Origin of the sequence: Streptomyces sp. NPDC020362 (genome assembly GCF_040642095.1) — a bacterium.
Taxonomy (GTDB): domain Bacteria; phylum Actinomycetota; class Actinomycetes; order Streptomycetales; family Streptomycetaceae; genus Streptomyces.
The window spans coordinates 1-13,700 of sequence record NZ_JBFAET010000221.1 but is presented as its reverse complement, the minus strand read 5'-3'; the positions used below and the strand labels follow the sequence as shown (position 1 = coordinate 13,700).

The window sequence follows — 13,700 nt, the reverse complement described above, 5'->3', positions numbered from 1 at the left end:
GCCGCCCGCCGGCACCGGTCGGAGGCAGGTACGGCCCGTCTCCTCCTCAACCCCCGGCCTGCCCGGACACAACGCGGCTCCGGCGGGCAGTCTCGACGCCAAGGACATCGACGTCGCCCCGCTCCTACCGACGCGCACGCGGCGTACCGATGCGGCCGGTCGAGGTCGGTGACGTCATGCCTCTCCGGGGCCGGGCAGTCACCGCCCGGGCGCGGCGCCCAGCCTCACCTCGCGGGCCTCATGCGGAGCGCTCATGCTGAGTAAGAGGGCGCCGTCGTCTTGAGACTTGTCCTTCCCGAAGGCCGAACGAAGGCGCCTGAGAGGAGGAGGTCATGCGCATGCGAAGAATCCTGGGCCTCGCCCTGGCCGCGGCAACCCTTGCCGGCGTGAGCGCCGTCGGCGCTGTCAGCGCCGGGGCCGCCTCGTCTCCGAACATCTCCAGAGACGACTGCACGGCCGCCGGCGGACAGATCGTTTCACGCCCCTACGCCGGCTACGCCTGCGCGCTGCCTGACGGGACCACGCAGGCGATCACTTGACCGGTCGGCGCACGGCTGGGCAACCAGTCCGGCCGGTGCACCCGGCGCGGTGCGTATGGGGTGACGGCCCCCGGTCCACCGTTGGGTGGATCGCCCGCGCCCGTCGGGACACCGCGGCACTCGCGATGATGGACGCCGACCGTCTCGAAGCCAAGGCCGTCACCGCTTCGAAACGGTCCGCGCCGTCCTGAACACCGCGCTCGCCGCTGTCTTGAACGGCCTCGGCCATGTCGTCATACAGTGACCGACGAGGTCGTTCGCATTTCCTGGCTGTATTGATTTCGGATTTCCCAGCTGTATTGATCACGAGCGTTGCTGACACTCGGCAGGTCTTGAACAGGCGCAGAAGAACGAGCAGTCCTGCCGGCCTCGAGCGAGCCTGGATGTGCCGACGGTGATGAAGTCTTCCTTCTGGCGCGGGCGATGATCGCGCCGCTGTCCGCATTGAGGTTTTGCCGACGCCCTGCCACCTCCCCACCGTGGAAGAGGTCCAGCAGGTCATCGCGCTCCAACCCGTCTGAGTCAAGGCCGACCCCGCCGGCATCGCCAACCGGCACGCGGCCCACGGCCCTCTCCGGGACCTACGAGACGGCGCCGTAACAGCACGACCAAGGAGCCGACCGGCACGGTGCACCCGCCGGTCGGCTCCGCCATGTCCCCTCGACGACCCCGGGGATGACTCCGTCGTTCGGCCCATCAAGGGCACCGGCTGCAACGCCGAAAAGGACCAAGCGGAGTCGCCCCACCCTCGCGTTCCGGTACGCCTCCGCGCCCCCAGGCCGCCCCGATGACGGCGGTCCCGTAGCCCGGCCGACAGGCCCGGAGGAAATCCCGCATGCGCGTCTTCTTGCCCCTGACCGCCGTCACCACCGCCGCGCTCCTGTTCGCCACGGTCACCGGCGCGACTCCCGCCGCAGCAGACCGGAACCCCGACGGCACACCACTGGTCAAGGTGTCCCACGGCGACCCGTACGCGAAGTGCACCATCGGAGCGAGGTCCCCCGACAGCATCGTCTACCCGGCCACCGAGGTCGAGCCGTACCTGTCCGTCGATCCGCGCGACCCCAAGCGCGTGGTCACCGTGTTCCAGCAGGACCGCTGGAACGACGGCGGCGCCCGTGGCCTGGCGGCCGGCTGGACCACGGACGGCCACACCTTCCACCGGAGCACGCTGCCGTTCAGCCTGTGCGCCCCCGGCGGCGCGGACTACGAACGGGCCTCCGACCCCTGGGTGAGCACCGGACCGGACGGCACGGTCTACGCCGGCGGGGAGGGCGTCGACTTCACGAAGAGCACGCGCAGCGCCCTCCTGGCAGTCACGTCGCGCGACGGCGGCCGCACTTGGCAGAACCTCACCACCACGCACGTCGACGAGCAGCCGTTCTTCAACGACAAGCCCTCACTCACCGCCGACCCGATCCGCAAGGGCACCGCCTACCAGGTCTGGAACCGCCTCGACAGCGACCCACCCGGCCCCAGCTCCCTCGACGGTCCCGGCTACATCTCCCTCACCCGCGACGGCGGCCGTACCTGGAGCAGGGCCCGGCCGTTCGTCGACACCAGCACGGTGCCCAACACCCAGACCATCGGCCATCTGATCGTCGCCGACCGGCGCACCGGCACCCTGTACGACTTCTTCGACCGGATCACCTTCTCCGACGACCTGAGCACCGTCGTCGAAGCCCGCTACGAGGTGGTCACCTCGACCGACGCCGGAGAGACCTGGAACGCCCCGGTCACCGTGGCCCGGGACACCTCCGTACCGGAGGTCGACCCGAACGACCCCACCAAACTGCTGCGCGCCGCGGCCACCCTGCCGAGCCCGGCCGTTGCCCCCAAGACAGGCACGCTGTACATGGCCTACGAGGGCTCGGACTTCTCCGGTGGAAAGTTCGACTCCGTCCAGCTTGTGCGGTCCACCGACGGCGGACGCACCTGGGGGACCCCGGAGCTGATCAGCCCCAAGGGCGTTCCGGCCTTCTCACCGTCGATCGCGGTCGCCGAGCGGGGCACGGTCGCGCTCACTTACTACGACCTGCGCTTCCTCAAGCCCGGCAACACCACCACCCTGCCCACCGCCTACCAACTGGCCACGCTGCAGCACGGAAACCCGAAGCTCCGGACCGAACGACGGATCTCGCGGGTCTTCGACTGGCTGCAGGCGCCGTTCGCCGGGGGCTACTTCCTCGGCGACTACCAAGGCCTGGTGGCAGACGGCAAGCGAGTACGGGCGGTGCTCACCGAGACCCACTCCGGCGCACCACAGAACCGTACGGACGTCTACACCAGCAGTCTCCGCACCCGCTGACCGACGCGGACGCCGTCGCCCGGCCCGACCGCCGACGGCTGCGGACAGGCCTCGGACCCACTCCGTGACCACGTTGGGCGGGGAGGTTTGGCCGCGTCCCGCCCGGCGGGGCGGTCCTGCTGCTCTGGGGGCGCGTGAACGCGGTTTGGTCCGTGACTGACCGGAATGCTGGTCAGAAGCGGGACAGGGGTGAGAGGAACTGGGAGGAACAGAGTAGGACGACAACTCAATTGGTGGCTGATGGCGTAGATGGTCGCTGGCAGGCGAGCTGTGGGGACGGCTGAATGTTTTGGTGAGCGACTACTGGACACCCGCGCATCAAGCGGTCGAGCAGGAGGATGCAGAGGCCCTGGCCCAATTGCTGGCCGCTGGCTCCGATCCGCACCTGCCGATGCAGCCGAGTCGTGTCGGCGGCTCGCAACAGGGCTGCCACGAGGTTTCAAGATCACTTGACCTTGCCCCAGAGGGAAGGACGACAGTGTCTCCGTAGATCACACGAGCGAGCTGTGTGCGCTCGACAGCCGGTCAGGACGAAGAGGGGGAGTTCGAGTGACGGTGACCTGCGTCATACTCGATATCGGCGGCGTGCTGGAGATCACGCCGGAAACCGGATGGGTGCAGCGATGGGAAGAGCGGCTGGAGTTGCCGCTCGGCACTGTGCATCAGCGGATGCGCGATGTGTGGCAAGCCGGGAGCGTCGGGAGCATCAGTGAACGAGAGGTTCACGAGCAGGTGGCAGCACGCTTGGGGCTCGACGCGCCCCAGGTTGAGGCCTTCATGGCTGATCTCTGGGCGGAGTACCTGGGAAAGCCGAACGAGGAACTCATCGCTTATGTGCAAGGGCTGCGAGGGAGCTGCAGGCTGGGCATCCTGAGCAACAGCTTCGTCGGCGCCCGAGAGCGGGAGACGTCGCTGTACCACTTCGACGAACTGGTCGAGCAGATCGTCTACTCGCACGAGATCGGCATCGAGAAGCCGGACCCACGTGCCTTCGAGGCCGCATGCGCCAGCCTGGAAGTGCGGCCGGAGAGCTGTCTGTTCATCGACGATTTCGCAGTAAACGTCGAGGCTGCCCAGGCGGCGGGCATGCAGGCGCATCTGTTCGAGGACAACGCCCGGACGATTACGCGCATCGCAGCTCATCTGGACGCTGGTCCCCGGGTTGCAGGGACTGTCCCGCTCGGATGACGTCGGCCTGGCCGGCCTTCAGCGGTTGCCGGCCAGGCGGTGGAGCGGTTGGTCAGCCCGCTCCTGCGTGGGCGAAGAGCAGCTGGAGCACCGCCCTATGATGACCGCGTGACAGCCCGCCGAACCCTTGGCCCTGGTCCCCAGGCTTCCGCGCAGATTCGCGCCGTCCAGGCCGACCTGCTCGGCTCCCTGCCCGAAGTTCACCTTCCCGACCTTGACGAGCTGCGGGCCCGTGGGGTGCTCGGGGTTCACCCGGCGACATCCACAGCCCTGCGGCGGCCCCTTGGCGCCGGCGGCCGAGCCGACCCGTACGGGGAGGCTCCACAGCCGTAGCCCCCGACGAGCCGCACCCACACGCACGCAGCGCCCTCCCCCCGGGGTGGATAAGGGGGAGGGCGCTGTCGTTGGTCCAGCGGTTACGAGCGCACTGGGACGCCGACCACCGTGGGCGCGCAGGCGCCGATCCGCAAATCTGTTCCAGTTTGGCTCGTGGATCCGCCCCGGCCTGCAGACCGACACGGCCATGACCGGTACGGGTGTGGCCCCCCGGCCGGCCCTTCCGGCGGCAGCTGCGCAAAGAATCTTGGTCGTCGTGTCAAGAATCCGGCGGCGAAGCGACTGTCAGGGTGCGTACGGCCGCTGCTTCACGGTGAGGCGCTCAAGGCCGCAGACTGGAGGGGGTTTCCGGTGGACGGTACCGGCGTTGGCATCGTTGCGTTCCTGGTGGTCATACTTGCGCCGGGTTTGAGCAGCGTGTTGCAGAGCATCGCCTTCCGCATCCGGGTGGCGGGGAAGGCCGAGCTGGTGCGGGCCAGGCGGGAGGCGGGCTGCAGGGCCGGTGAGCGCCGCGGCGCGAGGCGGGGGCGACATGACTGAACAACAGGCGGCACCGCACGCCGAGGCGGTGGCGGCGCTGGTCGTCGAGCGGTACGGGCAGTTGGTCGGCTATGCCCGTAGGCGGCTGAGGGCCTTCGACGTCCCGCTGGCGTGGGTGGACGCCGAGGACGTGGTGCAGAACGCCCTCTTAAGCGTCCTGACCCGCAGCAAGTCGATCGGGAAGCTGCGCCCGTACGTCTTCACCGTCATCAAGAACGAGGCCTGGCATGCGACGCAGCGCTACCGCTGCGGACAGGCCTACGGATCCAGGGATGCGGACGTTCAGCTGGAGGCCACCGGTCCCGCGGTCGATCCCTGCGGCACGGCCGACCTGCGCCTGGACCTGTCGGCCGCGCTGAGCGCGCTGCCCGCGCAGCAGCGCACGGCGGTGTTCTGCACCAAGGTGCTGGGGCTCACCCAGGCGGAGACGGCCCGGGCCATGGACAAGAGCCCAGGCACGGTGGCCACCCACACGTCCCGGGCGGTCGCCACGCTGAAGCTGGCCCTGGGCGCGCTGGCCGTCGCGCTGGTCGGCTGCGCCACGCAGTGGCTGCGGTCCGGCACCTGGTTCGTCCAGCCTGCCGCCGGTGGCGGGCTGGAGACGCTGCTGGCGCAGGGGTCGTTCATCGGCCTGGCGGTGGCCGGTTCCTTGGCGGTAACTGCCGTTGTGATGCTCGGTGTTGTGAGGCTCCGGAGGCTGTTGGCGCCCGTGAGGGACCGAGTATGGCGTCTTCTTAGGTCCCGCTTCGCAAGGTTGTTGGAGGAACCGCAGGGGCGGGCTGGCCCGGACCCCAGCCCTTCGGCCGCGTCCGAGTACTCGCCGCATGACCACTACGTGGGCGGAGGGCCCATGCCGGGCGGACCCGCAGGGCCCGTCATGTGATCACCAAGGAGGTCTGAGCCGTTGCGGACCTCCTTGGTGACCGCCTTTCGTTCTCCGGCCGTTCCGCATCATGGATCCCGGATAACTTCCCCATGTCCGGAGTCCAGTAGAGGGCTCATCTCCGCCGAACAGGACGACTCATGGCAGACAGTCAGAAGGCGGTCGAAGCGGTCGTCACCCCGGCGCCGCCGGCCCGGCCCGAGGCGTACGACGCCGCGACCCGGGCCGCGCTCGACCACATCGACCACCAGGCGGTGCGCGCCGTCGCCGACGCCCGCCCGGAGCGGACCCGCAGGGGCTACGCCCAGGACTGGGCGAGCTGGGGCAGGTTCTGCGCCGACAGTGGCGTTCCCCCGCTCGCCCTCACCCCCGGCACCCTGGTGATGTTCGTGGAGTGGCTGTGGACCCAGCCCGGATGGAAGAAGGGCACCTTCACCGCTCCGTCGACCATCGAACGCCGGATCTCCGGCACCGTGGCCTCCGCCCGCGCCGACCACAACCTGAAGCTGGAGGACGGCATCGCCCGCCTCGCCCGCAACCGGCTCAAGCAGCTGGTCAAGGAGATGGAGGCCAACGGCGAGACCCGCGGCCGCGGCCAGGCCCCGCCGCTACTGGTCGACCACCTCGTGGCGATCAGCGCCGCCTGCCCGGACAACCTCACCGGCATCCGCGACCGCGCCCTGGTCCTCATGCACTTCGCCGTCGCCGGCCGCGAGCACGAACTCGCCTTCAACCGCGTCCGCGACTACGCCGAGACCCCCGCCGGCATCCAGGCCGACCTGCGCGTCTCCAAGGTCCGCCCCCGCACCGTCCCGGTCCCCTACGGCTCCCGCCCCTCGATCTGCCCCGTCCGCGCATGGCAGGCCTGGAAGGAGGCCGCCGGCCTGGACGACCCCGACGGCTACGCCTGGCGGCGCCTGCACAACCGCTGGCACACCGTCATGAAGGGCGGACTGCAGCCCGAGTCCATCGGCGACGTCATCACCCGCGCCGGCCAGCGCGCCGGGATCGAGATCCGCTTCACCGGCCACAGCCCCCGGCGCGGCCTCGCCACCTCCTCCCGCCTGAAGGGCCACGACCAGATCGTCATCGCCAAGCAGGGCGGATGGGCCCCGCACTCCAAGGTGCTCGCCGGCTACCTCGAAGTCGTCGACCAGTGGGAGGACAACGCCCCGCTCGGCGTGCTGTGAACGACTTGATCAGCACGACGGGTAACAGCCACGGCGGACCACCAGTCACCCGCGTGCGCGCAGCCGTTGGTGCTGAGAACGATCAAGCTCGCCGAGGGCGCTGGCCAGTACGGCAGGGGAGGTAGGCCGGGTGCCAGTCGGCCCTCGGTGCGAGGTGCGGCCGGCACCCGGCAACGTGCGGTGCGTCAGTCTCCGATGATGCGGCCACCCCGGTCGCGGCGGCGGTCGTGCAGCTTGTCGAGGACGTCGGCGAGGACGGACATGGTCTTGGGCCCAGCCTGCGCGATCTGGTCCGTGAGGGTAAGCGCCTGAAGCGTGGGGGCCAGCTGATTCAGCAGCGCAAGCGCATCGGGCAGCGTCTCGGCGCATAACCACTCCGAATGATCCGACCCTTCCAGGTCGAACAGGAACGACGGCTCCTCAGGCCGCGACCAGACCGTAGGCATCAACGGGACCACGTACAACGTGCCCACCCCCGTCCAGCTGCGGTATCCGGCAGCCTTGATCGCTGCTTCGACATCCTCTTCTGGCCTGTTCATGACCGGGTCCACTGCCCGGATCCACTCACCGAATTTGAAGACCCACCCCCTGATGAGGCTGGCCGTGCTCCTGCGTCAGGCTGTTGGTCACGTATGTTCCCTCCCGTAGTCCGTGGCTCTCTGTTGTAGGCCCTGCGCTCGTATAGCTACGGCGAGGGGACAACTAGCTCAACGTGGTGCTGGGGCGTTCGCATCAGACCGTGGCTCGGGAACCTCTGCGCTCAGGACGGCGAAGTCGGCGTGGGCTGCCTCTACGGCTTCGGGGCACGCCTCGCGCTTGGCGTGTGCGGCGAGCGCTCGATAGATGCTGGCGACGGACGGGTTCTGCCCCTTGCGCTTGCCGGTGGGGATGATCAGGTCGGGCTGGATCTGCTCGACGGACTCGCCGCCCGCGCGGCGGCGGAGCACGGTGTGGAGCATGTCGTCGTTGATGACCGGCGGTCGGCCGCCGTGTTTGCCCTTGCGGGCGGCGGCATCGAGTCCTTCGAGGGTGGACTCGCGGATGTTCTCCCGCTCGGTCTCGGCCATAGCGGCGAAGAAGGCGAACAGCAGCCGCCCGGGCCCGCTGGGGTCGTACATCCCGGGCAGGGGCCCGGCGACCATCTCCAGGACCAGGCCGTGGGCGGTGAGGTGGTCGGCGAGTGCGGTGATCTCGGCGGCGTCACGGCCCAGCCGCTTCATCTCGTACACGGTGAAGACGACCCGGCAGTGCGGGGCGTGAGCCTTGATCCCGCGCGCCGCGGCGAGCGCCGCCTCGAACTGCGGGCGGACCCGCACCCGGGTGCTGTTCTTCTCGCTGAAGACCTTGTCCCTGGGGATGCCGTGCTTGCTGAGCGCGTCCAGCTGGGAGTCGAGTTCCTGACCGAGCGTCGAGCGGCGGGCGTAGCCGATGCGGATGTCGGCGGTCGGGGTATCGGGGTCGATCGGGGCCGGGGCCGGGGCCGGGGGCGGGGTGCCGGGCCGCCACGGCTGTCCCGGTCCCCGGTCGGCGGGGGTCGGCACCCGCAGCAGCTTCGCGAGCCGGGGCACCTTCGTGAACCGGCCGGTGTGATACGTGCCGGCGACCGCGCCGCCGTGCGAGCGGCCGGCGAGCCGGGCTCGGCACCCCACCGTGGGCAGGGATGGGGTAGCGCCGAGGGAAGCCCAAAAGCCGCCAGTTCTTGATCTTGGCCGGTGTGGTGGTCGGTCAGCTCAACTCAGGCTGGCAGCCGGGAGTGCGTTGACGCGGTTCTCGTACTCGCGGCGGGCCTTGCGCTGGGCCGGGAGCGCCGCGGTGCCGTCGAGGACCTGGCAGGGGTCGAGGAGTCGCCGGTGGACCGCGAGGACGGCGGTGACGCGCAGGGTGTAGCCCTGGCCGCGTCGTACGGTGATGCCCTGGTCGAGAGCGGCGCGCTCGGCGGGCTCCAGTTCGGCGGCGCGGAGGAAGTCGTCGACCTTGCCCGGCATGTCGAGGGCGACCGCCAGTTCCGGGGCCGGGGCGCCCGGATCGACGGCCGTGTACTCGGGCAGGAGGTCCGCGACGGCGGTACGGATGGCGCCGCGGCTGCCGTCATGGTCGCGGGCGAAGGCGGCGATGGAGCGGCCCTCCAGGTACGCGGTGCGCACGTCGTCGGCCTTCATGGCTGGGACGGCGGGGCGGCGCCCGCCCTTGTTGCCCTTGGCCTCGGCGGCCCGCAGCCCGTCGTAGGTCCGTTCGCGCTGGAGGTCGCGCTGGAGTTCGCCGGCGGCGGCGAGGGTCTGCACCATGAATTTCACGGTGGACAGCAGCTCGCCGGTACGCGGGTGGCGGGCGGTGAGGTCCATCACGGAGAACGCGCCATCGTGGATGCGCAGGGCGAGGCGGTCGCCGTGCAGGACGTCGAGCGCGTCGAGGATGTGCCCGGTGCCGCGCACCAGGCGGAACATCTCGGAGACGTGCACAGCGTCGCCCGGCCGCGCGTACGCGAGCAGCTCGCCGAACTTCTGCCGCTCCAGCGGGTGAAGGCGGCTGGAGATCCCGGCCTGCTCCTCGAAGACAACCGGGGCCTCGATCCCGGCCTCGTCCAGCACCAGGTTCTGGCGGTCGGTCGACTGCTGGTCGGTCGACACCCGCCTGTAGACCAGGTTGGCCATGCCGCTCCCCGTTGTGGTGGTCGCATTCGACCCCAGCTGTCAGCAAACCCTGTCATCAGCCGTCATCGGATCTGATTGGACCGGCGCCGCCGGGCCCCGGAAAGCCCGGGTTCATTGGACGCCCGCCGCGCCTGTGTCATTCGTTCCTTTGACGACATCAAAGACGCGGAGGCCGAAGATCGGCGGATCCAGGTTGGGCGGGGCCGGGTTGGATGGTCCGGGCGCGGACGAGCCTGCCGCCGGGCGTCGCGGCGCCGAACGGGGTGAGAGTTCACCGATCCGTTCTCTGGGTCGGCCGCGACCGACGGCGGCGTGGTGCTGCGGTCCTCAGATGGGGCCGTCGGCACGGGGCGGGCAGTGGTGGACCGGCCGAGGGCTTAAACCATTCTGTGCTCGTCCCCTCGGTCGGGTCGCCAGACGAAGCGACCAGATGCCCCCTGGCAGTGAGCTCGATGGCGCCGGTCGCCTCGCCGGATCTTCCCCCTTTTCCCGAGCGCGGCAAAACATCGCCGGCATCCAAGGGCGGGCTCGCCCATAAGGCAGGCGGGCATCGGGAGCGCAATTAGCGATATACGGAACGGCGGAATGCATGATACGCCATACGGTCAGCCGTCATGGATTCAGCCCAAGGGGCATAGCTTCACCAGGTAAGTCAAGACTTACCTTTAGGGGACTTTGACCGTATGGTGTGGCTCGAATCGAAGGAGCCCCCTGTTGTCGAAAATGAATGATCCGGCTGTGCGTGCGGTTGAATCGGAGCAGGATTATGTGTCCTCCTTATATGAGTTGCTCACCGAGCGGCTTTCCGAGGCGCGAGTACACCGAGCGAGTGTGCTGAACGCCCCGGCGGACAGCGCCGGTGAGGCATACGAGAGAGAAATCGCCGCCGAGCGTCTGGCCAAGGAAATCGGCCGGCTGGAGGGCGCCGAAAAGGGGCTGGTCTTCGGGCGCATCGACTGGACGGATGGCACGGCCCTGCGCATCGGGCGGATCGGACTGCATACGGAGGAGCATGACCTGCCTCTGCTCGTGGACTGGCGCGCGAACGCGGCGCGGCCCTTCTACGAGGCGACACCGGTTCACCCGATGGACCTGCGGCGGCGTCGGCACCTGCGCCTCGAGGAGCGCACGGTCATCTCGGTGAGCGACGAACTGCTGGACGGGACCGCCCCGACCGACGAGGACGTCGTGGGGGACGGCCCGTTGACCGAGGCTCTGTCGGCACGGCGTACGGGCAGGATGCACGCGGCCGTCGCGACGCTGCAGGCCGAGCAGGACGAGATCGTCCGCTCCGCCCACCGCGGGGTGACCGTGGTGCAGGGCGGGCCCGGCACCGGCAAGACGGTGGTCGCACTGCACCGGGCGGCCTATGTCCTGTACGCGTTCCCGCGCGCCGCGGAGGAGGGTGTCCTGGTGGTGGGACCGAACGCCCGGTTCCTCGACTACATCTCCCAGGTCCTTCCCTCGCTCGGAGAGAACGACGTCGTTCTGGCGACCTGCCGGGAACTGGCCGGAGTGTCCACGGACACGGTGGACCCGTTCGATACGGCGCGTCTCAAGGGCAGCTCCGACCTCGCCGACGCCTTGGCCGGCCTGCTGCGCGTCCACCAAGCCCCCGCCGGTGACTTCACCGTGCGGGTCGGACAGGAACTGGTTCACCTGTCCGGCGAGGAAGTCGCCACGGCACGCGACGCCGCCGTGGCAGCCGCACCGGGGCACAACCCCGCGCGCCAGGTGTTCAAAGAGCTCTTGGTCGACGCCGTCACCGACGCGATGCAACGAGACATGGGCGACCTCCTGGAGCAGATCGACGCCGATGCCGAAAGGATGACGGGCATCAACCTCGACCGGTTCACGGGAGTCGCCCAGCGCCGTGCCGAAGGTGCGGCCGACTCAGGTCCGGTCCACGAGCTGGACCTGGACGCCATCCGAGCCGATCTCCTCGACGACGCCGGCGTCGACCGAGCGGTCGAGGTGTTGTGGCCGCGGCTGGTACCCGGTGACCTCGTGAAGGCGCTCCTGACGAACGCCGGCGCTCTCGCCGAGCGCCTGCCCCGCCTGACCGCGCAGGAGCGGTCCCTTCTGCTGCGCGGTCAGGACGACCCGTGGACCGATGCCGATGTGCCGTTGCTGGACGAGGCGGCGAGCCTGGTCGACGGCCCCCCCGAGCGGACGTACGGGCACGTCGTCGTCGACGAGGCGCAGGAACTGACTGCCATGCAGTGGCGGATGATCGTCCGCCGCTGCCCGGCAAGGGCGATGACGCTGGTGGGTGACTTCGCCCAGGCAGGCCCGGTCGCGACAGCACGCGACTGGAAGGAAGCACTGAGCCCCCACGTCGGACCGCGGTTCAAACTGCACAACCTGACCGTCAGCTACCGCACCACGCAGGAGATCCTGGAGAGCGTCCGGGATCTGCTCACGCGGATCGCTCCGGACCAGAAGCCCACACGGTCACTGCGAAGCGGTGAGAGCCCTCGCACCGTGACCACACCTCCGGACGGGTTGGTCACCGCCGTCGTTCAGGAGCTCCGCGCCCACAGCACCGCGCACCCGGGCGAGCTTCTGGGAGTGATCTGCGCGGACACCAGGGTGAGCGAGCTGACGGCCCAGGGCATCGCTCACCACGCACGCATCGTGCCGGCGTCCGAAGCACGCGGCCTGGAATTCGACGGGGTCGTCGTCATGAACCCCGAGGAAATCATCACGGCCCGCCCCGGTGGGGAAAGGGACTTGTACGTAGCCCTGACCCGGGCCACCAAGCGCCTCTGCACCATCACCGTCCAGCTCGCCTGACGACTCGGCGCCCGCGTCGTCGCCGCGGGCGCACCCGGCGCGGTACAGACACCGGTCCACGCGCACGGGGCTGCTCGCCGCCTCACCGCTCGTGGCCGCACCCGGCATCACGCGGCCTGGTCCAAGCCGACGACGTTCAGATCCCCTTCGCGCAGCAGGGTGAAGTCGACGTCGAGCTTCGGGTCGTACGCGTCGGGTTCGATGCCGAGTTCGTGCGTGCTGTACTCGCCGAACCGTTTGATGTGCTCGGTCAGGTACGGCGAGATATGGGCCAGGTCCTCAGGATCGATCTCCCATTCCTCTTCCAGCAGCTGGCGGACGATCTCGGAGATGTCCAGGGCATTGTGGAAGATCACCGCATTCGTGAGCAGAGAGTTGAACGACGTCTCCAGCCCCGAGCTGACCGCGGCGCAGCTGATCGGGGCGCCGGAGATGGCCGAGCTGGGCGGCATCACCGCCTCCACGCTGCGCGCCTACATCTCGCGCGGCAACAGCGAGGTGCCCCTTCCGCAAGCCACCGTCGGCGGCCGCGACCAGTGGGCGCGGGCGGTGGCGCAGGACTGGGTGGAGGCCCGCCGGCGCTCCTACGAGGGCGTCGGGGCCGCCATGTCCGCCGACGACCGCGACAACCTCTCGCCCGGCGCGGCCGAGGTGCGCGACCGGTTCGCCACCGACTTCCGCCGCACGCTGTGGGACCGGCCCGACGTGCGCAAGCGGTGGGTGCTGCGCCAGAGCAACGAGGAGTCCGTCGCCGAGGTCGCGAACGCACTCGCCTGGGTCCGTCGCCACCAGCCTCGACCGGATCATCCCCACCCAGCACCTGGGGCGGGTTGTGCAGGGTGCGGTGCTGCAGGACTTCGCCGAGTCCGTCGAGCTGTTCGCCGACGAGGCCAAGAAGCGGGGCAAGAGGTCCTGGTGGTACTTCAACCTGACGCCCTCGGTGGCCAAGATGCTCGACTGGTACGTCCGTTACTTTCCCGGCGCCGCGTACTCCACCATCGGCGAGATCCAGCGTCAGGCCCACACGACGTGGGACGCGACGCCGGCGGACACGCTGCGCGCGCTGCGCTTGGCGCTCTCGCTGGACGGCAAGCTGACCGAGCAGCAGCGCCAGACGTACTTCGCGCTGCTTGAGCCGCACGAGAACGCCGACTGACCACGCCGCGTCCCGCAGGCAGGGGGGCCGAACCAAATCCACAGGCACCCCCCCCCCGCCCCCGTACCGTGGACCCAACCCAACAGCCCACCTCGGACCGGGACAAAAAAAGA

Annotated in this window: 12 protein-coding genes and 1 pseudogene; 8 read left to right on the top strand and 5 right to left on the bottom strand. The window is 69.6% G+C overall.

Translation table 11 applies throughout. The annotated features are described in order from the left end of the window. Positions 1-332 precede the first annotated feature (332 nt). Complete coding sequence (locus AB0H32_RS41225; protein ID WP_266584361.1) at positions 333-539, top strand: hypothetical protein; 207 nt, start codon at positions 333-335, stop codon at positions 537-539. A 233-nt stretch (positions 540-772) separates the two neighbouring features. On the opposite strand, the gene AB0H32_RS41220 is transcribed toward AB0H32_RS41225, so the two are convergent. Next, positions 773-1,105: a hypothetical protein gene (locus AB0H32_RS41220; protein WP_361132442.1), complete on the bottom strand. Its 333-nt coding sequence runs from the start codon at positions 1,103-1,105 to the stop codon at positions 773-775. A 269-nt stretch (positions 1,106-1,374) separates the two neighbouring features. Between AB0H32_RS41220 and AB0H32_RS41215 the strand changes: the two genes are divergently transcribed. From AB0H32_RS41215 to AB0H32_RS41195, 5 genes and pseudogenes are all read left to right on the top strand, one after another. Then, positions 1,375-2,847, top strand: coding sequence for a sialidase family protein (locus AB0H32_RS41215; protein WP_361132440.1), 1,473 nt, complete (start codon positions 1,375-1,377; stop codon positions 2,845-2,847). Positions 2,848-3,139: 292 nt separating this feature from the next. After that, positions 3,140-3,229 (top strand): annotated as a pseudogene (locus AB0H32_RS41210) (ankyrin repeat domain-containing protein); the annotation flags it as partial. Positions 3,230-3,396: 167 nt separating this feature from the next. Beyond that, positions 3,397-4,035, top strand: coding sequence for an HAD family phosphatase (locus AB0H32_RS41205; protein WP_361132437.1), 639 nt, complete (start codon positions 3,397-3,399; stop codon positions 4,033-4,035). Between the two features lie 868 nt (positions 4,036-4,903). Beyond that, complete coding sequence (locus tag AB0H32_RS41200) at positions 4,904-5,794, top strand: sigma-70 family RNA polymerase sigma factor (protein WP_361132434.1); 891 nt, start codon at positions 4,904-4,906, stop codon at positions 5,792-5,794. A gap of 140 nt (positions 5,795-5,934) precedes the next feature. Further along, on the top strand, positions 5,935-6,984 hold the full coding sequence (locus AB0H32_RS41195; protein ID WP_361132431.1) for an integrase: 1,050 nt from the start codon (positions 5,935-5,937) through the stop codon (positions 6,982-6,984). A gap of 185 nt (positions 6,985-7,169) precedes the next feature. Here the strand turns inward: AB0H32_RS41195 and AB0H32_RS41190 are convergent, their stop codons facing one another. The 3 genes from AB0H32_RS41190 to AB0H32_RS41180 all read right to left on the bottom strand — a co-directional run bounded on the left by AB0H32_RS41190 (position 7,170) and on the right by AB0H32_RS41180 (position 9,635). Continuing rightward, positions 7,170-7,523 carry a hypothetical protein gene (locus tag AB0H32_RS41190; RefSeq protein WP_361132428.1) on the bottom strand — a complete coding sequence of 118 codons (354 nt, stop codon included), beginning with the start codon at positions 7,521-7,523 and terminating at the stop codon, positions 7,170-7,172. Between the two features lie 168 nt (positions 7,524-7,691). Next, positions 7,692-8,633 (bottom strand): recombinase family protein, encoded by a 942-nt coding sequence (locus AB0H32_RS41185; RefSeq protein ID WP_361132425.1) that lies wholly within the window; start codon positions 8,631-8,633, stop codon positions 7,692-7,694. An 81-nt stretch (positions 8,634-8,714) separates the two neighbouring features. Further along, on the bottom strand, positions 8,715-9,635 hold the full coding sequence (locus tag AB0H32_RS41180; RefSeq protein WP_361132422.1) for a recombinase family protein: 921 nt from the start codon (positions 9,633-9,635) through the stop codon (positions 8,715-8,717). 723 nt (positions 9,636-10,358) lie between these two features. Between AB0H32_RS41180 and AB0H32_RS41175 the strand changes: the two genes are divergently transcribed. Then, positions 10,359-12,431 carry an ATP-dependent DNA helicase gene (locus tag AB0H32_RS41175; protein ID WP_361132444.1) on the top strand — a complete coding sequence of 691 codons (2,073 nt, stop codon included), beginning with the start codon at positions 10,359-10,361 and terminating at the stop codon, positions 12,429-12,431. Between the two features lie 107 nt (positions 12,432-12,538). On the opposite strand, the gene AB0H32_RS41170 is transcribed toward AB0H32_RS41175, so the two are convergent. After that, on the bottom strand, positions 12,539-12,883 hold the full coding sequence (locus tag AB0H32_RS41170) for a Tn3 family transposase (protein WP_361132419.1): 345 nt from the start codon (positions 12,881-12,883) through the stop codon (positions 12,539-12,541). A gap of 392 nt (positions 12,884-13,275) precedes the next feature. Here AB0H32_RS41170 and AB0H32_RS41165 point away from each other — a divergent pair, with 392 nt between their 5' ends. After that, entirely contained in the window at positions 13,276-13,587 is a 312-nt protein-coding gene (locus AB0H32_RS41165) for a hypothetical protein (RefSeq protein WP_361132416.1), read from the top strand. Positions 13,588-13,700: the final 113 nt, after the last annotated feature.